General features: G+C 61.3%; 19 protein-coding genes and 2 pseudogenes. 11 read left to right on the plus strand and 10 right to left on the minus strand.

The genetic code is table 11. The features are described from left to right. Window positions 1-2: 2 nt before the first annotated feature. The 6 genes from EFD56_RS16115 to EFD56_RS16140 all read left to right on the plus strand — a co-directional run bounded on the left by EFD56_RS16115 (window position 3) and on the right by EFD56_RS16140 (window position 6,221). Entirely contained in the window at window positions 3-1,013 is a 1,011-nt protein-coding gene (locus EFD56_RS16115) for an ABC transporter substrate-binding protein (RefSeq protein WP_126905767.1), read from the plus strand. A 113-nt stretch (window positions 1,014-1,126) separates the two neighbouring features. Next, the gene (locus tag EFD56_RS16120) at window positions 1,127-1,999 is read left to right on the plus strand and encodes an ABC transporter permease (RefSeq protein ID WP_126905768.1); all 873 of its coding nucleotides are present in this window, start codon (window positions 1,127-1,129) and stop codon (window positions 1,997-1,999) included. Between the two features lies 1 nt (window position 2,000). Then, window positions 2,001-2,801, plus strand: coding sequence for an ABC transporter permease (locus EFD56_RS16125; RefSeq protein ID WP_126905769.1), 801 nt, complete (start codon window positions 2,001-2,003; stop codon window positions 2,799-2,801). Further along, the gene (locus EFD56_RS16130) at window positions 2,798-3,874 is read left to right on the plus strand and encodes an ABC transporter ATP-binding protein (RefSeq protein ID WP_126905770.1); all 1,077 of its coding nucleotides are present in this window, start codon (window positions 2,798-2,800) and stop codon (window positions 3,872-3,874) included. The genes EFD56_RS16125 and EFD56_RS16130 overlap by 4 nt, the downstream gene beginning before the upstream one ends. Window positions 3,875-3,884: 10 nt before the next feature. Then, window positions 3,885-5,339 (plus strand): NAD-dependent succinate-semialdehyde dehydrogenase, encoded by a 1,455-nt coding sequence (locus EFD56_RS16135; RefSeq protein WP_126905771.1) that lies wholly within the window; start codon window positions 3,885-3,887, stop codon window positions 5,337-5,339. Window positions 5,340-5,420: 81 nt separating this feature from the next. Further along, window positions 5,421-6,221, plus strand: coding sequence for a phosphate/phosphite/phosphonate ABC transporter substrate-binding protein (locus EFD56_RS16140; protein ID WP_126905772.1), 801 nt, complete (start codon window positions 5,421-5,423; stop codon window positions 6,219-6,221). A gap of 16 nt (window positions 6,222-6,237) precedes the next feature. Here the strand turns inward: EFD56_RS16140 and EFD56_RS16145 are convergent. Further along, window positions 6,238-6,513, minus strand: a pseudogene (locus tag EFD56_RS16145) (GMC oxidoreductase); the annotation flags it as partial. Window positions 6,514-6,628: 115 nt separating this feature from the next. Continuing rightward, the gene (locus tag EFD56_RS16150; RefSeq protein ID WP_126905773.1) at window positions 6,629-7,579 is read right to left on the minus strand and encodes a phosphatase PAP2 family protein; all 951 of its coding nucleotides are present in this window, start codon (window positions 7,577-7,579) and stop codon (window positions 6,629-6,631) included. Window positions 7,580-7,739: 160 nt separating this feature from the next. On the opposite strand from EFD56_RS16150, the pseudogene EFD56_RS33575 reads away from it, so the two are divergent. After that, window positions 7,740-7,823 (plus strand): annotated as a pseudogene (locus EFD56_RS33575) (transcriptional regulator); the annotation flags it as partial. Between the two features lie 394 nt (window positions 7,824-8,217). Here the strand turns inward: EFD56_RS33575 and EFD56_RS16165 are convergent. The 5 genes from EFD56_RS16165 to EFD56_RS16185 all read right to left on the minus strand — a co-directional run bounded on the left by EFD56_RS16165 (window position 8,218) and on the right by EFD56_RS16185 (window position 14,611). Beyond that, entirely contained in the window at window positions 8,218-9,195 is a 978-nt protein-coding gene (locus tag EFD56_RS16165) for an ABC transporter ATP-binding protein (RefSeq protein WP_126905774.1), read from the minus strand. Window positions 9,196-9,199: 4 nt separating this feature from the next. Then, window positions 9,200-10,027, minus strand: a complete 828-nt coding sequence (locus EFD56_RS16170) for a carbohydrate ABC transporter permease (protein WP_004676685.1) — start codon at window positions 10,025-10,027, stop codon at window positions 9,200-9,202. Further along, window positions 10,024-10,902 carry a carbohydrate ABC transporter permease gene (locus EFD56_RS16175; RefSeq protein ID WP_126905775.1) on the minus strand — a complete coding sequence of 293 codons (879 nt, stop codon included), beginning with the start codon at window positions 10,900-10,902 and terminating at the stop codon, window positions 10,024-10,026. The genes EFD56_RS16170 and EFD56_RS16175 overlap by 4 nt, the downstream gene beginning before the upstream one ends. Window positions 10,903-10,968: 66 nt before the next feature. Continuing rightward, window positions 10,969-12,252, minus strand: coding sequence for an ABC transporter substrate-binding protein (locus EFD56_RS16180; protein WP_126905776.1), 1,284 nt, complete (start codon window positions 12,250-12,252; stop codon window positions 10,969-10,971). A gap of 37 nt (window positions 12,253-12,289) precedes the next feature. Then, window positions 12,290-14,611, minus strand: a complete 2,322-nt coding sequence (locus EFD56_RS16185; RefSeq protein ID WP_126905777.1) for an alpha-L-rhamnosidase — start codon at window positions 14,609-14,611, stop codon at window positions 12,290-12,292. A gap of 141 nt (window positions 14,612-14,752) precedes the next feature. On the opposite strand from EFD56_RS16185, the gene EFD56_RS16190 reads away from it, so the two are divergent. Continuing rightward, the gene (locus EFD56_RS16190) at window positions 14,753-15,811 is read left to right on the plus strand and encodes a LacI family DNA-binding transcriptional regulator (protein ID WP_126905778.1); all 1,059 of its coding nucleotides are present in this window, start codon (window positions 14,753-14,755) and stop codon (window positions 15,809-15,811) included. 53 nt (window positions 15,812-15,864) lie between these two features. Here the strand turns inward: EFD56_RS16190 and EFD56_RS16195 are convergent, their stop codons facing one another. Further along, window positions 15,865-16,776, minus strand: coding sequence for a dihydrodipicolinate synthase family protein (locus EFD56_RS16195; protein ID WP_126905779.1), 912 nt, complete (start codon window positions 16,774-16,776; stop codon window positions 15,865-15,867). A 127-nt stretch (window positions 16,777-16,903) separates the two neighbouring features. Between EFD56_RS16195 and EFD56_RS16200 the strand changes: the two genes are divergently transcribed. Continuing rightward, the gene (locus EFD56_RS16200) at window positions 16,904-17,608 is read left to right on the plus strand and encodes a GntR family transcriptional regulator (protein ID WP_126905780.1); all 705 of its coding nucleotides are present in this window, start codon (window positions 16,904-16,906) and stop codon (window positions 17,606-17,608) included. A gap of 29 nt (window positions 17,609-17,637) precedes the next feature. Here the strand turns inward: EFD56_RS16200 and EFD56_RS16205 are convergent, their stop codons facing one another. Both EFD56_RS16205 and EFD56_RS16210 read right to left on the minus strand, forming a co-directional pair. Then, complete coding sequence (locus tag EFD56_RS16205) at window positions 17,638-18,975, minus strand: alpha-L-fucosidase (RefSeq protein ID WP_126905781.1); 1,338 nt, start codon at window positions 18,973-18,975, stop codon at window positions 17,638-17,640. A gap of 25 nt (window positions 18,976-19,000) precedes the next feature. Beyond that, a complete protein-coding gene (locus tag EFD56_RS16210) occupies window positions 19,001-20,008 on the minus strand; it encodes a LacI family DNA-binding transcriptional regulator (RefSeq protein WP_126905782.1) in 1,008 nt (335 codons plus the stop codon). Window positions 20,009-20,195: 187 nt separating this feature from the next. Between EFD56_RS16210 and EFD56_RS16215 the strand changes: the two genes are divergently transcribed. Both EFD56_RS16215 and EFD56_RS16220 read left to right on the plus strand, forming a co-directional pair. Beyond that, window positions 20,196-22,121 carry an ABC transporter substrate-binding protein gene (locus EFD56_RS16215; protein WP_126905783.1) on the plus strand — a complete coding sequence of 642 codons (1,926 nt, stop codon included), beginning with the start codon at window positions 20,196-20,198 and terminating at the stop codon, window positions 22,119-22,121. A gap of 101 nt (window positions 22,122-22,222) precedes the next feature. Next, window positions 22,223-23,209, plus strand: a complete 987-nt coding sequence (locus EFD56_RS16220) for an ABC transporter permease (protein WP_126905784.1) — start codon at window positions 22,223-22,225, stop codon at window positions 23,207-23,209. Window positions 23,210-23,214: the final 5 nt, after the last annotated feature.

A 23,214-nucleotide genomic window follows, 5' to 3' on the forward strand; every position in this document is an offset into this window, starting at 1 on the left:
ACATGAAAACGACATTTGCTTTCGCGGCGGTTGCCGCATTCGTGGCGGTCTCCGCGCCGGCGCACGCTGACAGCATGGTCTTCTCGAGCTGGGGCGGAACGACCCAGGATGCGCAGAAGGCGGCATGGGCAAGCCCGTTCACCGAGAAAACAGGCATCACCGTCGTGCAGGACGGCCCGACCGACTACGGCAAACTCAAGGCCATGGTCGAGGCCGGCGAAGTCAACTGGGATGTCGTCGATGTCGAAGGCGACTATGCCGCCCAGGCCGGCAAGAACGGCCAGCTCGAGAAGCTCGACTTCTCCGTCATCGACAAGTCGAAGCTCGATCCGCGCTTCGTCACCGACTATTCGGTCGGCAGCTTCTATTATTCCTTCGTCATCGGCTGCAATGCCGATGCCGTCAAAGCCTGCCCGAAGACATGGGCCGATCTGTTCGACACGGCGAAGTTCCCCGGCAAGCGCACCTTCTACAAGTGGTCGGCTCCCGGCGTGATCGAAGCGGCGTTGCTTGCCGACGGCGTGTCCGCCGATAAGCTTTATCCTCTCGATCTCGACCGCGCCTTCAAGAAGCTCGATACGATCAAGTCGGATATCATCTGGTGGTCGGGCGGCGCCCAGTCGCAGCAGCTGCTGGCCTCCGCCGAAGCGCCCTTCGGCAGTGTCTGGAACGGCCGCATGACGGCGCTTGCTGCGACTGGCATCAAGGTTGAAACCTCCTGGGAGCAGAACATCACCGCTGCCGATGCGCTCGTCGTGCCGAAGGGCGCGCCGAATGCCGAGGCGGCGATGAAGTTCATCGCGCTGGCAACCTCGGCCGAACCGCAGGCTGCCCTTGCAAAGGCGACGGGATATGCGCCGATCAATCTTGACTCGGCCAAGCTGATGGACCCGGAAACCGCCAAGACCCTGCCGGATCAGCAGACCGCAAGCCAGGTCAATGCCGACATGAACTACTGGGCTGATAATCGCGATGCCATCGGCGAGAAGTGGTACGCCTGGCAGGCGAAATAGGCTGAAACTGGAGATGAACAGGCACGGCGAAAATTCGCCGTGCCTCCTGCAGCGGCGGTACCCGTTCATCGGACCTCGCCGCTCGCGGAAATTGACGGGTGGGAAGGACTGTCATGTCGACGTATAGCGACGCCTCCGGCGCAATTGAGCCTCTGCCAAAGATACGCAGGGCAACAGGTCTTGGCGGGGTCGTTCCGGCTCTTGCCTTTGTGGGCATCTTCTTTGTCGCGCCAGTGGCGATACTGCTGCTACGCAGCGTCCTGGAGCCCGTTCCCGGCCTTGGAAATTATGCCCAGCTGATTGGCTCTGCCACCTATCTCAAGATTTTCGCCAATACCTTCATCGTCTCAGGCTTCGTCACCGTAATTTCGCTGGCGATCGGCTTTCCCGTCGCCTGGGCGCTGGCAATCATGCCCGGTCGGCTGAGCTCGGTGATTTTTGCGATCCTGCTGCTGTCGATGTGGACCAACCTGCTGGCCCGCACCTATGCCTGGATGGTGCTGCTGCAACGCACCGGGCTCATCAACAAGATGCTGATGGGCATGGGCCTGATCGACCAGCCGCTGGCGCTCGTCAACAATCTGACCGGTGTCACGATCGGCATGACCTATATCATGCTTCCCTTCATCATCCTGCCGCTCTACGGCGTGATCAAGAAGATCGACCCGTCGACGCTGCAGGCGGCCGCCCTTTGCGGCGCCAATCGCTGGCAGTGCCTGACGCGTGTTCTGCTGCCGCTGGCGATGCCCGGCATGGCGGCCGGCGCCCTGATGGTCTTCGTCATGTCGCTCGGCTATTTCGTCACGCCCTCGCTTCTCGGCGGCACCGCTAACATGATGCTGGCAGAGCTGATCGCGCAGTTCGTGCAGTCGCTGGTCAACTGGGGAATGGGCGGCGCGGCGGCGCTGGTGCTCCTGGTGGTGACGCTCTCGCTTTATGCCGTGCAGCTGCGTTTCTTCGGCAACCAGAACCCGGGAGGACGTTGATATGTTGCTCAATTTCGACCGTCTCGGCTGGTGGAAATACGTCCTGCTTGCGATCACGCTTCTGACTGCAGCCTTTCTGCTGCTGCCGATCGTCTTCATCGCGGCCCTGTCCTTCGGCTCCTCGCAATGGCTGATCTTTCCGCCGCCTGGCTGGACGTTTCAGTGGTACAGCGAGCTTTTTGCCGATCCGCGCTGGCTGGAATCGGCTTTGACGAGCTTCAAGATCGCGGTCATCGTCACCATCCTGTCGGTGCTGCTCGGGCTCGTAACGTCCTTCGGACTGGTGCGCGGTTCGTTCATGTTCCGCGATGCGCTAAAAGCGCTGTTCCTGACCCCGATGATCCTTCCGGTCGTGGTTCTCGCGGTCGCCCTCTATGCCTTCTTCCTGAGGATCGGCCTTGGCGGCACCCTGACGGGCTTCGTCATTTCGCACCTCGTTCTGGCACTGCCCTTCTCGATCCTCTCCATATCGGGCGCGCTGGAGGGCTTCGACAAGTCGATCGAGGATGCGGCGGTGCTCTGCGGCGCCTCGCCTCTGGAAGCCAAGATCAGGGTCACGCTTCCCGCGATCAGCCATGGGCTATTTTCGGCCGCCGTCTTCTCGTTCCTGACATCCTGGGACGAGGTTGTTGTTGCGATCTTCATGTCCAGCCCGACCCTGCAGACGCTGCCGGTGAAGGTATGGGCGACGCTGCGGCAAGACCTGACGCCTGTTGTCGCAGCCGCGTCGACCCTTCTCATCCTTTTGACGATCATCTTGATGGCCCTGGTTGCCGTCGTGCGTAAGGTACTGAAACAATGAACGAACCATTCCTTCAGATCCGCGGCATACGCAAGGAATACGGCCCAGTCGTTGCCGTCCACGATGTCACTCTCGACGTTCGGCGCGGGGAGTTCCTGACCTTTCTCGGGCCGTCCGGATCCGGCAAGAGCACGACGCTCTACATTCTGGCGGGATTCGACAATCCGACGAAAGGCGACATTACGCTGGAGGGCAAGACCCTGCTCGCGACGCCCTCGCACAAGCGCAACATCGGCATGGTGTTCCAGCGCTACACCCTGTTTCCGCATCTGACGGTGGGCGAAAACATCGCCTTTCCGCTGAAGGTCCGGCGCAAGTCGAAGGCCGAGATCGACAGCAAGGTGAAGGAGATGCTGCGCCTCGTCCGGCTCGAAGGCTTCGAGGATCGCAAGCCGGCGCAAATGTCCGGTGGCCAGCAGCAGCGTGTCGCCCTTGCCAGGGCCCTCGCCTATGATCCGCCGGTGCTTCTGATGGACGAGCCACTGTCGGCGCTCGACAAGAAGCTGCGCGAGGAAATCCAGCATGAGATCCGCCGCATCCACCAGCAGACCGAAGTGACGATCCTCTACGTCACACACGACCAGGAAGAGGCGCTGCGGCTCTCCGACCGCATCGCCGTCTTCTCCAAGGGCGTCATCGACCAGATCGGGACCGGCCCGGAGCTCTACGCCAATCCCAAGACCCGTTTCGTCGCCGAATTCATCGGCGACAGCGACTTCATTTCCTGTGACCTGGTGTCGTCTTCCGGCGGAGAGGCCACGATCGCGCTGGGAGGCGGGGCCATCTTCAATCAAATCCCTGTGCATGGCAAAGGGAGCTCCGGCAGGGCGGCGCTGATGCTGAGACCGGAGCGCATTCGGCTGTCACGCGCAAGAGCCGCGGGCGCAGGTCTTGCCGCGACGGTCAGCGACATTACCTTTCTCGGCAACAATATCCACGTCTCCACGGAGACGGCGACAGGCGAGGCGCTTTCGGTTCGCTTGCCGTTCGGTCATGAGGCTATCGCCGGGCTCAATCGTGGAGATATAGTGCATCTCGATTTCGATCCCGGCGCCGCTCACGTATTTTGCTGAAAGTTGTCCCATGAAGCTCAATGATCCCTCGCTGTTCCGTCAGGCATGCCCCATCGCTGATCGCTGGATCGAAGCGGAAGGCCGCGTGTCGGCCATGGTCCGCAATCCGGCGACAGGTGAGGTGCTCGGTGCGGTCCCTGATTTCGGTGCGACGGAAACCGAAGATGCCATCCGGGCCGCTGTCGTTGCCCAGAAGCTTTGGGCGAAGAAGACTGCCGGCGAGCGCGCAACCGTGCTCAAGACATGGCATCGCCTGATGATCGAAAACCGTGACGATCTGGCGATGATCCTGACGTTGGAACAGGGAAAGCCCTTGGCCGAAGCCAAGGGAGAAATCACCTATGGTGCGAGCTTCATCGAATGGTTCGCCGAGGAGGCACGACGCATCAACGGCGAGATCGTACCGGGACACCAGCCGGACAAACGCATCCTCGTGCTGCGCCAACCGGCCGGCGTCGTGGCGGCGATCACGCCCTGGAATTTTCCGAACGCGATGATTACGCGCAAGATTGGCCCCGCGCTTGCCGCCGGCTGTGCCGTCGTTCTCAAGCCGGCGCTGCAGACGCCGTTTTCCGCAATCGCGATCGCCGTCCTCGCAGAGCGCGCCGGCCTGCCGTCCGGCCTCCTCAATATCGTCACGGGCGATGCAGCTGCAATCGGCGGAGCGCTGACCGCCAGCCGCGACGTTCGGGTCCTGACCTTCACCGGCTCCACCCGGACGGGCGAGCTGCTGTACCGGCAATGCGCGCCGACGATCAAGAAGCTCGGTCTCGAGCTCGGCGGCAATGCCCCCTTCATCGTGTTCGACGACGCCGACCTCGACGCGGCGGTCGAAGGCGCCATCATCGCCAAATTCCGCAACAACGGTCAAACCTGCGTCTGCGCCAACCGGCTTTATGTCCAGGACGGCGTCTATGAGGCATTTGCCGCCAAGCTGGCCGAGGCCGTTTCGAAGTTGAAGGTCGGCAATGGCCTGGAGCGTGACGTCGTGCTTGGCCCGCTCATCGACGACAACGCCGTTGCCAAGGTCGAAAGCCATATTCAGGATGCTGTCGCAAAGGGTGCCGGGATCGTAACGGGAGGCAAACGCCACGCGCTTGGCGGCCATTTCTTCGAGCCGACCATTCTGCGTGACGTTGCCGTCGGCATGCAAGTGGCGCGCGAAGAAACCTTTGGGCCTCTTGCCCCGCTTTTCCGGTTCCGCGATGAGCAGGACGTCATCGAGCAGGCCAATGACACCGAGTTCGGCCTTGCCTCCTATTTTTACGCGCGTGATCTGTCGCGGGTCTTCCGAGTGGCCGAAGCGCTCGAATATGGGATGGTCGGGGTCAATACCGGTCTTGTCTCCACCGCCGAGGCGCCGTTCGGCGGCGTCAAAATGTCGGGTCTCGGCCGCGAAGGCTCCAGGCACGGATTGGACGAATATACCGAGCTCAAATATGTATGCCTGGGCGGCATTGCCTGATCTTCAACCTTTGCGTTCCGGCGCCGCCCGTCTTTCAGGCGGGATGCTGCAGCGCTCATGCAGGGGCAATGAAAGATCGGCATGCATCTCGTCAGCATTGCCATGTACCTGACGTCCCGGCCGCTCGCGGAGGCGACGGCCGAACTCTGGTCGTTTCTCAGGCACTACCTCCAGCATGCCGGCCTCACCGGGGTGCCTGAAACGCTCGACCAGTCGGTTGCCTATGACGAAGCCTGGCTGAGGCCGGATCTGCTGTTGTCGCAGACATGCGGCTATCCTTTTGCCACGAGCCTGCGCGGCCGGGTGCGGCTGGTGGCCACGCCCGTCTATAGCCATCCTGGCTGCGATGGGCCGCTGATGCGCAGCTTCATCATCGTCCGGAAGAATTCTTCCCTTCGCGTGCTGGAGGATCTGCGCGGCACCACAGCTGCGATCAACAGCCCTGACAGCAATTCCGGCAGCAATCTCTTTCGCGCCGCCGTCGCGCCGCTTGCGCGCAACGGCCGCTTCTTTGGGCGGATTATCGAGACTGGCAGTCACGGCGGCAGCCTTGCCGCCGTTATCGAGGGCAGGGCGGAAAGCGCGGCCATCGATTGCATCACGCTTGAGAATATCCGCCGCTTCGATACCGCCCAGGTCGAGGGCATTCGGATCATCGCCGAAACGCCCAAGGCGCCCGGTCTGCCATTCATCACATCAGGCGGCGCATCGAGCCAAACAATTCTCCTCCTCCGAGGTGCGTTGCATGCCGCCATCAGAGAGCCGTCCTTGGCGGCCATGCGCGCCACGCTCGGCCTCGTTGATATCGCGTTGCTCTCCGAAGCGGATTACGAGCCGCTGCTATCATTGGCCGGCGATGCTTTGCCGCCATTAAGGGCCTGAAACAGGCAGGCGGACGTCAGAGCGCCGGGTTTGCTTTGGTTTCAGCGAGGCGGTGGGCAATGCGATCGGCATTCGCCATAATCGTCAACGTGATGTATTTCGAGGAAAGATCGGGAAGGATCGAGCCGTCGACGACGGGAAGACCCGGATGGAGGTTCAATTCGCCGTCCGCAGAGGTACCGAACGGCCCCGCTGCGCCCATCGGCAGGGTGCTGGCAAAATGCGCGTCCATGCCGGGTCCCGCCAGCGACGCGCCCAGAAGCGGAACGAGCCCTAACCGTTTCCAACCGCGGCAGTTGCGCGGAAGCAAATCCAGCCATTGATCAGCTCGCGCTTTCGCCAGATGACATCTTAAGCATTTGCCAGCGCAATAGTGGCAGATGCCTTCGGGAACTCCATCTTGAGCATTAAGCATTAGTAGATCTGTTGAGCTCTCTGCTGAACTGGTTGCGATACAATTTAACGCTGCCGCCACGCGAGATATATAGGACCGATGCTATGCTGAAACCGGCAACACCGATTCCGGCGATCAAATCGACGACATAGTGTCCGCCTTCGGTAATTGCGGCCAGCAGCATCAGCGTATTTAAAAAAATCATTGGGAATCTTGTCCATCGTATTGTCCATGCGCCCCAACTGCACAACACCGCTACCGCTGAATGGACCGACGGAAACGAGATAATACCACTTGCATGCTCCAATTGCAGGACAAAATTTGGATCATCTCTGACGGCCAAAATTTGTGGGACGTATTCGACGCCGAGTATGCCATTGATGTTTTTGAGATCGCCGGGGCGGAGGGAGAAATCAGTGTAGGTTCCGAGCGCTGGATACCAAATGGTAATGATACTCGCGATGACGCAAATGAGGCCATATGTCCCGACGACCTGATACGCGCGAGAGCGATGACCGCACAGGCTCAGCACCATCGGAAGGAATAAAAGCTGATAGTGGAATGCTTGGTATGCCAGCACTAGCGACTTTGCTAGCAGCGGATACGCATCGAAAAAGGCAATCAAACTCAACCAGTCAATGCTAAGAAAGCGATCCATTTGGAGAAGCTGTTGATCCTGCAGAGGCAGTTTCAGAGCAAAAGCAACATAGGTGGACACGACAAGCGGGCTTGTTAGCAATAAGCCCATTCCAGTGCATTCAACAATGCAGAGTAGCGACGGGATTCCACGCCAATGACACAGGAGGCCGAAGCCCAAAAGAAAAATCAGAGCGACCGTGCTTAGCTGCGCGAAGCCACTTGGATCCACTGATAGGCCAACGAGCCAAGCCGTTATGGGAACAATCGCGTACGCACCACCGGTAAGGCCGATCAAAAAGGCTCGCGCTCTGGATGCTTCAGTCATAACTAACCCTAAAAGTGCTTGTAATTTATTATCAATCACAAGTTAAGTTTTAGTATGCCATTGGCCATTTGTATGCAAATGCAGATTGCGCGACAACGCCACTGAGTGTGATGAATATTGACTACGCTGCCATGCTTAAAGGAAACGAAAGGGAATGCAGATGACATCGGGCAGCATCCATGTGAAGGTGAGTGGGCAGTTGCAGGATCATATTCAGCAGCAGATCGGCGACGACGGCCTCTATCCACCGCAACAAGCGCCGATAGCGATGCCCCGCTTATCGATTTTATCCGCGCGCCGACGCCGCAGGACAGAATTTGGCGTGATACCTGCGAAGCTTAGGGGGAAACGCAGGCGGACACCTACATTCTCGGGCTGCATGCTTATTTGCAGTGTCTGTGCGGGGAGCGGCTGATCTGGCGACACCTCCCGCAACGTCTGACGGTCCCGACATCAAGCCTTCTGCCTATTTCGGTCGCTACGAGCATCACTATGTGTCCTTTCGGGAGCTTGGGAATGGCGCTCCCGGTGTCATGAGCATTCTTCACGAACGAATGAATCCGCCTGTCCGGCTCAAAGAGGGCTTGGCGGCTCTCTCACGCAAGCAGCCGTGACGCGGGCAATCATCGGCTGCGCGCTCAAAACCGATGCGCCGCTCCCTCGACCGGACTTGCCCAGACGGTCATCCCAGGCGCAAATGGTGTCTCGCCTTCGGTGCGCACGACCATTTCGCCAAGATCGGCGACATCGAGATAGAGGATTGCGTCGGCGCCGAGGCGTTCTACGTGCCGGATCGTGCCATGCCACTGTCCGGCATCTGCCGAAAGGCGGATATGTTCCGGACGGATGCCGTAGGTCGTGCAGTTCAAGCGCCGCGCCGTCTCGCCGCCATAGAGGTTCATCATCGGGCTGCCGATGAAGCCGGCGACGAAGGGCGTGGCGGGGTTGCGGTAGAGCTCCATCGGGCTGCCGATCTGCTCGACCGCTCCGCCGTTTAAGACGACGATCTTATCGGCCATCGTCATCGCCTCGACCTGGTCGTGGGTCACGTAGATCATCGTCGATTTCAGCCGGGTGTGGAGATCGGAAATTTCCAGGCGCATCTGAGCCCGCAGCGATGCGTCCAGATTGGAGAGCGGCTCGTCGAACAGGAAGACCTTGGGATCGCGGACGATCGCCCGGCCGATGGCGACACGCTGCCTCTGGCCGCCGGAGAGTGCTTTCGGCTTCCGTTGCAAGAGGTGGGTGAGTTGCAAAGTTTCGGCTGCCGCCGCCACCTTGGCTGTGATTTCCGCCTTCGGCCGGCGGGCGAGTGACAGGCCGAAGCCGATATTTTCCGCAACCGTCATATGCGGATAGAGCGCGTAGCTCTGGAACACCATGGCAATGCCGCGCTCGGAGGGTTCGGCATGGGTCACGTCCTTGCCGCCGATGGTCAGCCTACCCGACGTCGTCTCTTCCAGCCCGGCGATGATGCGCAGCAGCGTCGATTTTCCGCATCCCGAGGGGCCGACGAACACCACGAATTCGCCGGAGGCCACCTCCAGATCTATCCCCTTGATAACCTCGAGGGCACCGAAGCTCTTGCGGACCTGTTTGAGCGTAAGTTCGGCCATTCTGCTACCCTTTCACCGCGCCCGATGTCATGCCCGCGACGATCTGCCGGTTGAAGAAGATGAAGACGATCAGCGGCGGGATCGTCACGAGGAGGATATTCATGAAGAGAAGGTTGTACTGGCTCGTATACATGCTCTGGAAATTATAGAGCGTCAGCTGCACCGTCACATTCTCTTTGCCGGGAAGGTAATAGAGCGGGTTGGTGAAATCGTTGAAAATCGCGATCGACTGCACGACGATGTTGGTGACGGTCACCGGCTTCAGAAGCGGCAGGATCACCCGGAAGAAGATCTGCCGGGGCTTTGCGCCGTCGATCAGCGCCGCCTCGTCGAGATCGCGCGGGATGGTCGAGATGAAGGACCGGTAAAGCAATGTGGAGAAGGAGAGATTATAGGCGACCTGGATCAGGATCATCCCGGTCATGGTCTTGAAGAGGCCGATCTCCTGAAGCAGGCCGATCGTCGGAACCACGGCGGGCGGCATCATCAGGCCCATGAAGAGCGCAACGGATGCCACCTTGTTCCAGGCGGTCCTGCGGCGCTGCATCACATAGCCCACCATCGCCGACAGCAGGATGAGGATCGTGACGGAGGCGACGGTAATCAGCGTCGAATTGAAATAGGCGAGCACAAGCTGGTAATCGCGCGCCTTGAAGACGGCGACGAGATTGTCCCAGAACAGCCATTGGCCGGGCAATTCGAAATCGAGACGGGAGGCTTCGGATTTCGATTTCACCGCCTGCAGAGCGACAAAGACGAAGGGCATGACGAAGATAACCGCGGCGACGGCAAGCGAGATCGCGCCGGTCACGTAAGGGCGGATGCGTCTCATTCTTCGACCCCGCGCCGGTTGAACCACAAAGTGAGTGGCAGGATGATTGCGGCGATCAGCGCGAACAGGATGACGTTGCCTGCCGTCGACAGACCGTAGAAGCCCGCCTGATACTGCTTGTAGATGACCGAGGCGATGACGTCGGAGGAGAAACCCGGGCCGCCGCGGGTCATCGCCCAAATCAGGTCGAAGGATCGAAGGCCGCCGATCAGCGACAATGTCACCACCGTGATGGTGGCGGGGCGCACGAGCGGCAGGGTGACGCGGAAAAATTGCTGAAGGCGCGTCGCTCCGTCGATTCTCGCCGCCTCGTAATAATCGGGGCTAATCGCGGCGAGACCGGCGATGAAGATGAGGGTGGCGAGGCCGACACCCTTCCATAGATCGACCAGGGCAACCGAAAAAAGGGCGAGCGCCGGATCAGTGAGCCATCCCGGCCCAGGAATGCCGAGCGCCTCGAGCGTAACGTTGATGATACCCTTGGTCGGATGCATCATCACGGTGAAGGTGATGCCGATGCCGATCGTCGAGACGAGGACGGGAAAGAAGACCAGCGTGCGCAGGAAACCGCGGGCGAAGATATTGCCGGTCAGCAGCACGGCCAGCAACAACCCGCAGACCGTCTTCAGACCAGACGTCGTCACGGCATAGATCAGCGTGTTGACGAGCCCCTGGATCAGGAAGGGTTCGGAAAAGAACTGACGGAAATTTTCGAGACCGATGAATTCGGCCGTCGACAGATCCCATCGTGTCAGGCTGAACCAAAGGGACGATATCGTGGGAACGAGAAACAGCACGCCATATATGACGGCGGCGGGAATGAAAAACCACAGCGGATAGGGCGATTTGCGCGCGGGGCGGCGTGTCTCGATCATAGCTCCCTCTTCGATCGGGTGGAGCCTCGCCTTTGCGGGCGAGGCTGACTGGCCCGAAAGACCGCTCTACCAGTTGGGCAGGCCGAGCTGCTTGGCCTGTTTGCGCACGTCATCGTCATAGAGTTTCGCCGCGTCGGTGGGCTGGCGGATGCCGGAGCCGACCTCGACGGTGATCTGCTCGAGCGCCGGCCCCTTCACCGGAGAGACGAATTCCAGTGCCGGCGTCGTTTTATCCTTGGCCTCGAAATAAGGAAGCATGTCCTTGATCGCAGGCGGTACGTCCGCCGGCAGGTCGCAGCCGTCGACCAGGGAGGGCCCTTGAACGGCGTTGGTGTCCACCATCACCTTGCAGCCCTCGACGCTTCCGGCGAAATCGACGAATTTCTTTGCTTCGTCGGCGTGCTGGCTGCTGGCCGGAATATAAAGGCCCGGCGGCATCCAGACCGTCAGCCCGTTCGTCGCCGCATCGTCGCTCGGCTGGGCGAAGAAGCCGACATCGCCAAGATTTTCGGGATAATTCTGCTTGAGCGCGCCGACGGCGAAACTCAGCATCGGATAATGCGCCGCCTCGCCGGTCGCCACCATTCTCAGGCCGTCGTCGTAGCTTGCCGCGCCGAAATCGTCGTTCATCAGGCCGGCGTCGTGAACGTCCTTCAGCCGTTCGAAACCCTTCATCGCTGCCGGCGTTTCGGCATATTTCGCTTTGTTGGCGGTATAGTCGGCGGCGAAGTTCGGCACGGCGGCGTGCAGATTATAATAATCGGCGAGAACGAAGAGCTGCGAGGTCCAGGTGTCGCGATAGGTCTGCGCCACGGCGACCTTGCCCGATGCCTTGACCTTGGCATTGTTGGCCATGAACTCCGCCCATGTCTTCGGAACGGACAGGCCGAGCTCCTGGTAGATCTTCCTGTTATAGAGGATTCCGCCTGCCATCGCCGTGCCGAAGGGAACGCCGTAGAGCTTGCCGTCGGCACCGACGACCGCCTTGAAGCTTCCGTCCACTTTCGCTTGCGACGACAGCCCGCTCAGATCGACCAGCGTCTGCGTGGGCTTCAGCGCCTGCAGCAGCGAGCCGGAATTATAAAGGAACACATCGGACATTTCGCCGGTCGCCAGGCGTGTCTTGACGATGTTGTCGCCCTCGCCGCCGCCCGGCCGCTGCTCGATCTCGATCGTCACGTCGGGCGCCTTAGCCTGGTAGGCGGCGACCAGGGCCTCGGCCGCCGCGACCGTGTCGGGGTTGTTGTCGATCAGGAAAGACAGCGTGGTTTCCGCCTGCGACGGGCCGGCCGCGGCCAAGGCCAGAAGCGCCGACGCGCCCCAAAGAATGCGCTTTATCCGATGTGTCATGACGTTCCTCCTCTGAACGGTGTGACCTTTATGCTCCTCAATGATCGGGTAGAGAAAAAACCAGCTGGTGCGTTCCGGGTGAAAGAACGGCCTCCCCGGTGACGGGCTTGCCGTCGAGCGACGGGTTCTGGTGCCGCCGTCCGGGCCGGAAGCGGCCGACGCAGCCCTCCGGAAGCGTCAGCACGTAGGTGACCTCGTTGCCGGTGCAGCGCCAGCCCGCCTCGATGCGTCCCTGGCTGACATCGTGATAGGCTGAAACATGCGAAAGCGACGGGATCGGCGCGGGATTGACGATGACCTCGGCAAATCCCGGCGCATCCGGGCTTGGTGAAATGCCGGCGACGCATTCGAACAGCCATTGGCAGACCGCGCCATAGGCATAGTGATTGTAGCTGTTCATGTCGGGTTCGTAGATGGTGCCGTCGGGCGCCATCGAATCCCAGCGCTCCCAGATCGTCGTCGCTCCCTTCGAGACCTGGTAGAGCCAGCCCGGCACATCCTCCTGCAGGAAGACCTTTTCGGCGAGATCGTCCATGCCGAGCTTCGTCAGGGCCGGCAGCAGGGCAGGGGTGCCGATGAAGCCGGTGCCGATCTTGTAGTCGGCATCGATGATCACCTGCCGGAAATGCCGCCGGGCGGCTTCGTCATGCTCGGCTGGTATCAGGTCGTGGAGGAAAGCCAGCGCATAGGAGGTCTGGTCGTTATGAGCGAGGCGTCCCGCCGGAGTGATGAACTCGTTGGCGAAAGCCTGGCTGATTTCGCCGGCACGCCGCTTCATCTGCTCTCCCAGCGCGTCTTCGCCGAGAACGGCGGCGATCTTTGCCAGAAGGTCGGTCGAGATGAAGTGGTAGAGGGTGGCGGCGCAATCGTCGGCGATCGTCGGGCGCGGCTTCCTGTTGTCGCCGACCGGCTGCAGCCAGTCGCCGAAGGTGAAGCCGCGGGCGCCCCAGTGCGACGGCGGACGCACGATCGGGCCATCCGAGATGGACCAGACGAAATCGACCCAGCGCACCATGGAATCGAGGCACTCCGACAGAGCGGCCCGATCGCCGTAATGGGTGTAGAGCACCCAAGGGATGACGACGATCGCATCGCCCCAGCCGGTCGAGCCGGCATAGCCCGGGAAGTCGGCGGGATGCAGACGCGTCGGGTCCGGCGAGAAATGCGAGACGGCTCCGTCCTCGCGCTGGTCGGCCATCACGTCGCGCAGATACTTCCTGAGGAAGGACTGGCTGTCGCTCAGCCAGCATGCGGTTGCGGCAAAGACCTGGGCGTCGCCCGTCCAGCCCAGGCGTTCGTCACGCTGCGGGCAATCGGTCGGCACTTCGACGAAATTGGCGCGCTGCGACCAGATGGTGTTCTGTACGAGGCGATTGACGAGAGAGTTGCTCGAGGTGAAGCCGCCGGCGGGCTCCGGCACCGACGAGATCGGGATCGATGCGATTTCGAGGATCTCGGCGTTCCCCGTGATCGTCACTCTGGCATAGCGGAAGCCGTGGAAGGTGAAATGCGGCGCATAGGTTTCGTCGCCGTCTCCCCGCAAAGTGTAGAGCGTGTGCGCCGCGGCCGCACGATAGTTGCGATTGTCGAAATGGCGATCGGGGCCGAGGACTTCCGAATGCTCCACCCGCACTTCGGCGCCGCCCGTGCCGCGGACCGTGTATCTGACGTAGCCGCCGACATTCTGGCCGAAGTCATAGATCGTCCTGCCTTCCTCATCGGTCCAGCTGTCGACCGGGGCGAGCGGCTGCAACTCCCGCACCGCCGCAGTCTCATGGGCGACGAGCAGCCCCTTGTCGAAAGGCAGCCTCTCGGTCCTGTGCGTTTCCCTAAGCGTTTCCCGGAGCGCGTCATAGATCTCGCCAAAATAGATCCCCGACTTCAAAATGGGCAGAAGGCCGCTGCGCCAGCTCGTATCGGTGGACAGAATGGTGCCGCCCGCCCCGACCAGATCCGCAATGGCGCCGATCCTGTCGCCCCAGCAGTTCGGGATCGCCTTGACGCCCCACATGATGGGCGACCGGTACCATCCGTCTGCGAGCCAGATCTCGATCCGGTTGAGGCCTGATTTGAGCAGGCTCGAGACGTCGTATCGCTGATAGGCGATGCGATCGTCATAATTTGTCCAGCCCGGCGTCAAAAGATCGGTGCCGACGCGTTCGCCGTTGATGAAGCAGCGGTAGAGGCCGAGCGCGGAGATGAAGAGTTCGGCCGGACCGCCGGCGCCATCGTGATCAAAGGTTCTGGAGACGAAGCTTGCCTGCGTTCCCTGGCCGCCGTCCGACAGCGGCGCGATCATGTCTCCCGACCAGGCGCGCGAAACCAGATCGCCGTCGATGGCTGCCGGCTGAAAGTTCATCAAGTCCTCCCACAGAATGTAGAACGTTCTCCATATAACGTTCTACATTTTTTTCGGGAGCGCAATAGAAATTTCGCCGCCACTCTGCCATGGTGTTTTTGCGGGCGATTATGACGGCTCGCAGGGCAGCCCAGAGATTTCATGTCGATCGAAGACAAACAACGACTGCAACGAAATGATCGCGTGACGATCCGGACAGTGGCAAAGCACGCAGGTGTCTCGGTTGCCGCGGTTTCCAAGGTGATGCGAAATGCCTACGGCGTCAGCGAAGGGCTGCGCGCCAAGGTGACCGGCGCCATCGAGGAGCTCGGCTATCGCCCTTCGCGGGCCGCACGGGGTCTGCGCGGCCGCAGTTTCACCATCGGCGTGCTGCTGATCGACATCCGCAATCCCTTCCTGCCGGAGGTGATTGCCGGCGTCAACGGCGTCCTGGCGCCGTCGCATTATCAGGCGATGATCGGCGTCAGCGATGCGCGCGTGCAACTGGAGACCTCGTTGATCGAGTCGATGATCGACTACAAGATGGACGGCCTGATCCTCGTTGCCCCGCGCTTGCCCTCCGAGATCATCGCCAAACTCGCGTCACAGATACCGATCGTCGCCGTCGGCTACCACGATGCCGGCGCCACCGCCTTCGATACCGTCAATGCCGACGACCAGCGCGGGGCGGAGATCGCGGTGGAGGCGCTGCTTGGCTGCGGCTACCGCGATATCGAAATGCTCAGTCTCGGCGAGCGCGAGGGACATCAGGTCTCCGTCGTTCGCCAGCGTGAAATCGGCTTCCGCCGTGCGATGCAGCGTGCCGGGCTCGGCTCGTCTGCCTCGATCAGCAAAATTCCGATCGCTCCGCCAAAGCGGGAGGAAACGATGCGAAAGTTCCTGTCGCGAGAAAACAGGCCGCGCGCCGTATTCTGCTGGAGCGATCTCGATGCGATCACGCTTTTGAGCCTGGCGATGGAGATGGGCGTGCGCGTGCCGGAAGACCTCGCCGTCATCGGCTACGACAATTCCTCGACCGCAGCGCTCGGCCTCGTCAATCTCGCAAGCATCGATCAGTCGGGCAGGGAGCTCGGCCAGGTCGCCACCCGGACATTGATTTCCAGGATCGAGGGCCGCACCAGCGCGGAGCATATTTTCCAGATACCGTCGTTGGTCAGCCGCAGCAGCCTGATCCGTTCCGGCAACGCCGAAGGCGCTTAGCGTGAGCGCGGGAAAAGCCGGCAGCTGCGGTGCGCGCTGCCGGCCTCATTGTCTCAGGCGGCCTTGCCAATCTTCGGCGGACGCGTGGCGGCCGCTTTTTCGACCATGGCGGTGACCTCGGCGCGGCGCGCCCCCGAAAGCGGCAGGCGTGGCATGCGGACGCGTTCGGAGCCGCGGCCCATGATCTGTTCGGCGAGCTTGATCGACTGCACGAGGTCGTGCTCGGCATCGAGATGCAGAAGTGGCATGAACCAGCGGTAGATCTCGCGGGCCTTCGCCCAATCGCCGCGTTCGGCGGCGGCGACGAGTTGCACGGATTCCTCCGGGAAGGCGCTGGTGAGGCCGGAGACCCAGCCCTTGGCGCCGAGCATCAGCCCTTCAAGCGCGACGTCATCGAGACCGGCGAAAATATCGAAACGATCGCCGAATTCATTGATGAGGTCGGTGAAGCGGCGCGGATCCGGCGCACTTTCCTTGACGGCCTTGATATTCGGCACGTCGGCGAGCACCTTCAGCACGTCGGCGCCGATGTTGACGCGATAGGCCGGCGGGTTGTTGTAAAGCATGATCGGCAGCGAGGTCGCTTCGGCGACGGTGCGGAAATGGGCGATCAGCTCTTCCGGCTTCGGCACATAGACCATGGCCGGCAGCAGCATCAGCCCGTCGGCGCCGAGCTTTTCGGCGTCGCGGGCATAGGCGACGGCGCGGCGCGTGTCGAATTCGGAGACGCCTGTGACGACGGGAACGCGGCCGTTGACGACCTCGACGGCGGCTTTGAGGATCGTGCGCTTTTCATCGGGATCGAGCGAATTGTTCTCGCCGCATGTGCCCATGACGATCAGGCCGTTGACCCCGTCATTGACGAGCGCGTCCTGAACGCGCTGGGTCGCGGGCAGATCCACGGAAAGATCTTCGTTGAACTGTGTCGTTACGGCGGGAAATACGCCCTTCCATCCTGTCGTCATCGCTTGCACCCCGTTGAAGTCAGGAGCGTTATATACAAACTGTCGACAGGACTCAACCGGCTTTATCAGGACCGTTGCAGAAACCGGCCGAAACGCAATACAAGGCTTCAGGACAGAGGCGGGACACATGCAGAATGACACGGAAAATGTGCGGGTGCGCGGCTCCGGCACGCAGAGCGTCTATGTGACGCTGCGCCGGGAGATCCTGTCGATGGCTCTAGAACCCGGCAGCCCGCTCGACGAGGTGCGGTTGTCGGAGCGTTTCGGCATGTCGCGGACGCCCATTCGCGAGGCGCTGCTGCGACTTGTCGCCGATGGCCTCGTCACGACCCTGCCCAACCGGAACACGATCGTCGCGCCGATCGATTTCGCGAGCCTGCCCACCTATTTCGAAGCGCTGACGCTGATGTACCGGGTGACGACGCGCGGGGCGGCCGAGCGGCGGAACGGCGACATCATGAAGACGATCCGGCTGCATCAGAAGCATTTTGCCGATGCCGTCGCCGCGCGCGACGCCTATGCGATGATCGAGGCGAACCGCGAATTTCACGTGGCGATCGCCGAACTTGCCGGCAATTCCTATTACACGGCCTTCTTCGCCAAGCTGCTCGACGAAGGCCGGCGCATCCTTCGCCTTTATTATTCGACCTTCGACGACCGCCTGCCGCGTCAGTATGTCGATGAACATGAGGAAATCATCGCCGCGATCGAGGCTGGCGACGCCGAGCGGGCCGACCGGCTGGCGATTGCCCACGCCAGCCAGATCGTCCGCCAGATCCAGGACTATCTCGCCCGCGACCTCGATAGGTCGGTTGCGATCAATATATCCTGAAGCGACGGATCAGGGGCAGAGCAAACGCATCAATCCTGAATGCCAGAGGCACTCCCCGCCTTCAGCTTGACTTCGATGACCGGGACCACGACCTTGGGGCGGCGCACCGGCAGGACGAATGTCAGTTCGTCCTCGGCGACGGGAAACTGCGTGTTCGCCCATAGCGTATTGGCGGACGGGCGCAGCCAGGTGACTTCGCTGGCATCATGCAGGAATTGCGCATATTCGATCTTGCCGGCCAGCGCATCGAAATGCAGATGCTTGTAGGGCCAGTTGAAGAGGTGGATATAGAGGCGGTCGCCGTTCTGGGTCAGGCGGCAGTCGGGCGGGGCGGTGAAGTCGGACTGGGTGCAGCCGACGATACTGCGCTCATGCAGCGCCATCCACTCCTCATAAGCGGTAAGGGCTGATAGTGCGCGGTGGTCGAGCGTGCCGCGCGCCGTCGGCCCGACATTCATCAGCAGATTGCCGCCGATGGCGACGGTGCCGACCAGCATCTGCACCAGTTGCTCGGTGCTTTTCCAGGTGTCTTCGTCGCGGTGATAGCCCCAGGAGCCGCTGAGCGTCTGGCAGGCCTCCCAGACGACGCGCCTGCCGTCGCGTTTCGGCCAGACGCGCGGCATATATTGCTCGGGAGTTACGATATCCGGCTGCAGACCGGCAAGGTCGAGCCGGTTGTTGATGATGATGTCGGGGGCAAGCTCGCGCACCAGCCGCACCAGCTTTTCGCTTTCCCAGTCCCGATGGCCCTTTCCCACAAGTTCGCCGAGTTTCCACTGCGGATAGCTGAAATCGAACCACATGATGTCGATCCGCCCGAACTCGGTCAGCAGCTCGCGCACCTGCTCGCGCATGAAGGCGGCATAGCGCTGCATATCCCGGCCTTCGTTGATTTTTGCTGCATCCGGATGATTGCGCTGCGGGTGGCGCGGATCGACGGTGAAGTCGGGGTGATGCCAGTCGATCAGCGAATAATAGAAGCCGATCCTCAGGCCCTCGGCGCGGAAGGCGTCGACGAAGGGGCGCAGCAGATCCTTGCCATAAGGCGTGTTGGTCACCTTGAAATCGGTAGCCTTGGTGTCCCAGAGACAGAAGCCTTCGTGGTGCTTGGTCGTCAGCACCACATATTTCATGCCCGCGGCCTTGGCGCGCCTTGCCCATTCGCGGGGATCGTAGAGATCGGGGTCGAAATGATCGAAATATTTCTGATAGTCGGTATCATCCAGCTCTTCGCGGCTTTTGACCCATTCATGGCGCGCCGGCAGGGCATAGAGCCCCCAATGCACGAACATGCCGAAACGGTCGTGGACGAACCAGGCCTTCTTCTCCTCGGGCAGGGCCAGTGACTGCAGATTGTCGGTATCCATGGGATATCCTCTTGTTGATCGTCGATCAGGTCGTTTCGCGGATGATGAGCTCGGGCACGATGACGATGCCGTGCTGACGGTTCTTGGTGGCGATGCGGCTGAGCAGCAGGCGCACGGCTTCCTCTCCCATTTCCCGTTTCTGCACCCGCAGGGTGGTCAGTGCCGGAGACAGAAGTTCTGCCGTCGGGATGTCGTCGAAACCGATCAGGGCGATTTGCGCGGGGATCGCAATGCCGGCGGCCCGGCAGGCCTTCATGGCGCCGATCGCGTTGAGGTCGTTGTAGCAGATGAGGGCATCGATGCCTGGCGTTTCCGCCAGCAATTGCGCCGCCGCCGTCTGCCCGCCGGCAGCCGTCGGATCGCAATAGACGATGCCCTGCGCCTTCAGCCCGTGGGCGGCCAGCGTCTTGCGGAAGCCGACGAGACGGCTCTTGCCGCCGAAGGAGCTGCGCGGCCCGGCGACGATCGCGATTTTGCGGCGCCCGCGCTCGACCAGATGGTCGATGGCCCGCGACGCGCCGGTCTCGTAGTCGGTGACGATGGTTCCGGCGATCTCGGGAGGCGCCTCGCGGTTGATGAGCACGACGGCGCGGTGGGGTGCGAGCGCCTTATGCAGCGCGGCGTCGGGCAGCCGGGCGCTGCAGACGATGATCCCGTCGACCCGATGCCTGAGCAGCGCTTCGATGAGTTCCTCTTCCCGTCTGCTGTTTTCGACGACGTTAGACAGCAGCAGGTTGTAGCCGGCCGCACTCGCGGCATCCTCGGCGCCCCTTATAACCTCGGGAAAGAATGGGTTGGTGATGTCGGGAACGAGAAGGCCGATGGTCTTCGACCGGTCGGACCGCAATCCGCGCGCAAAAGGATTGGGACGGTAATTGAGCTCGTTCGCCGCTGAGAGAATGCGCTGACTGGTTTCGGCGCTGGCGCCGCCCCGGCCGTTGAGCACGCGCGAGACCGTCATCGGCGACACGCCTGCGGCATGGGCGACATCGGCGATGGTTATTTTGGAGTCCGGTTCTTTGGGGCTGCTCAAGGGCTGTCTCTGAGAGGGCGAGAAATTTACGATAACGATAACTAACATAAATCAGGTGAAAGCCAAGCCTTTATGGGAATTCATTAGGCCGATACGAATCTTTTTGACAAGATGGAACGATAACGTTAACGTTTGGAATTGAGGAGAATACGTTAACGATAACCTGAGCAGAAGTAGGGAGGACAGAATGCAACACGTCAGAATTCTACGGCGGCAGGTTGTTTCCACAGTTGCCGCGGCCATCCTCATGGGCGCCGGCTGGGCCGGGGCTGCGTTCGGTTTTCAGGAGGCGCCGGAATTGAAGGCGCTGGTCGATGCCGGCAAGCTGCCGCCGGTGGAAAAGCGGCTGCCCAAAGAGCCGCTGGTGCTGACGCCGCTTGAATCGGTCGGCACCTATGGCGGCACCTGGCGCACGGCGACCTTCGGCGGCGGCGACAGCGAGATTGAGCGTTCGATCGGCTATACGAGACTGGTCCGCTGGAACCCTGAGTGGACCGAGGTGATCCCCGACATCGCCAGGAGTGTCGAGGTCAACGACAATGCCACCGAATATACCTTCACCCTGCGGGAAGGCACGCGCTGGTCGGACGGCGAGCCCTTCACCGCCGATGATCTGGTGTGGTGGAACGAGAATGTGCTGCGCAACACCAAGATCACGCCGGCGGCGCCCGACTGGCTGACCGCGGGGGGGGAGACCGTCAAGGTCGAAAAACTTGCCGACGACAAGGTCGTCTTCAAATTCGCCGCGCCGAACGGCCTGTTCCTGATGAACATGGCGACCGTGCGCGGCTCCGATATCCTGGCGGCGGCACCCGCGCACTACCTCAAGCAGTTTCACAAGGATTTCAATCCCGATGGCATCGATGCCCTGGTGAAGTCGGCCGGCGCGGCCGACTGGGTCCAGCTCTTCAACAATAAGATCGGCTTTCCCGGCCGCTGGCGCGATCTCGGCCGGCCGACGCTCGATGCCTGGGTGCTGACCGCGCCCTATAACGGCACGACCCAGGTCGTCGCCGAACGCAATCCCTACTATGCCAAGGTGGATACCGCAGGAAACCAGCTGCCTTACTTCGATCGCATCACCATCGACGTGATGCAGGATACGCAGGCGATCATCCTGAAGGCGATCAGCGGCGAAATCGACATGCAGAACCGCTTCATCGAGACGACGGACGCCCGCACCGTCATCGTGCAGAACCAGCAGAAGGGTGGTTACGGCCTGTTCATCGCCCGGCCGGCCTGGTCGAACGCGCTGCTGATCACGCTGAACCAGACCCACAAGAACCCGGCCTTGCGTGCCGTCTTTTCCAACAAGGATTTCCGCATCGGCCTCAGCTACGCCATCAATCGCGAGGAGCTCAACCAGCTGATCTATGCCGGGCAGGCCAAACCCTATCAGGCCGCACCCCGCGAAGGCACCGCGCTCTACGACGAGAAGATGGCGACGCAGTATCTCGAATATAACGTCGACCTCGCCAATCAATATCTCGACAAGGCGGGCCTGACCAAAAAAGACACCGAGGGTTTTCGCCTCGGTCAGGACGGTAAGCGCATCACTTTCGCGATCGACGCGCTGACGGGCAGCCCGATCCAGGTCGACGCGCTGGAAATGATCCAGCGCTATTGGCGGGCGGTCGGTATCGACATGCAGCCCCGCCCGGCCGAACGTTCGCTGATCTTCTCCCGCCTGCAGAACAACGACAATGACGGCCTGGGATGGGTCGGTGGCGGCGGCTACGACTTCCTCGGCCTGCTCGATCCCAAATGGTATTTCCCGCACGAATACGAGTCGAGCTTCGCGACCGCATGGGGTCTCTACTACCAGAATCCCAAGGATCCGAACGCCGAGGAGCCGAGCCCGGCCGCCAAGAAGCAGATGGAGCTCTACCGGCAGGTGCAGGAAGCCCCGACGCTGGAAAAACAGCTTGAAGCCATGAAGGAGCTGCTGGCGATCACCCGGGACGAATTCTACGTCATCGGCACCAATCTCGAGCCGGATCGCGTCGGCATCGTCAAGACCAATATGCACAACGTTCCGAAGGTCATTCCCAGCACGTCCTTCTACATGACCCCGGGACCGGCGAAGCCCGAGACCTTCTACTACCAGCAATAAAGACATCCGATCGTCGGAATGGCGTCCGTTGCGCCATTCCGGCAGCGGCCCCGCCCCATCATCCGGACCGAGCGGCGATCGCCGGTCGAAGGAGCTTGAACATGGCCGGCTTCATCATCAGACGTCTGCTTTACATGATCCCGATGATGTTCGCGATCTCGGTCGTGACCTTCATCATCATCCAGCTGCCGCCAGGCGACTTCCTGACCGCGATGACGGCGCGTCTTGCCTCGCAGAACGAGACCATCGATCCCAGCGTCATCGCGGGCCTGCGCGAGCGCTATGGGCTCGATCAGCCCTGGGCGGTTCAGTATTGGAAATGGATCAGCGGCATCCTGCTGCGTGGCGATTTCGGTCAGTCCCTCGATTGGAACAAGCCGGTCAGCGAGCTGATCTGGGCGCGCATGGGCCTGACGATGGTGGTCTCGGTCACCACACTGCTCTTCGTCTGGGCGGTGGCCTTTCCGATCGGCATCTATTCGGCGGTGCGGCAGTATTCGGTCGGCGATTATGTCGCCACCTTCTTCGGTTTTCTCGGGCTTGCCATCCCGAACTTCTTGCTGGCGCTGGTGCTGATGTTCGTCTCCGCGCAGTATTTCGGCCAGAGCGTCGGCGGGCTGTTTTCGCCCCTCTATATCAACGCGGCCTGGAGCTGGGCCAAGCTCGGCGATCTCATCTCGCATATGTGGATCCCGGTCGTCGTGCTCGGCACGGGTGCGACGGCGGCGCTGATCCGCATCATGCGCGCCAATCTGCTCGACGAACTCAACAAGCCCTATGTCGACATGGCGCGCGCCCGGGGCCTGAGCGAAATCCGGCTGCTGCTCAAATATCCGGTGCGGGTGGCGCTCAACCCCTTCGTCTCGACGGTCGGCTGGGTGCTGCCACACCTCGTCTCGGGTTCGGTGGTGGTCTCCATCGTCCTCAGCCTGCCGATCACGGGGCCGCTGCTGCTCAACGCCCTGTTTGCCCAGGACATGTATCTCGCCGGCACCTTCATCCTGCTGATGAGCATGCTGACGCTGATCGGCACCCTGATCTCCGATCTGCTGCTCGCCTGGCTCGATCCACGCATTCGCAATGGCTGAAGGAC

Origin of the sequence: Rhizobium phaseoli, assembly GCF_003985125.1 — a bacterium.
Lineage (GTDB): Bacteria > Pseudomonadota > Alphaproteobacteria > Rhizobiales > Rhizobiaceae > Rhizobium > Rhizobium phaseoli.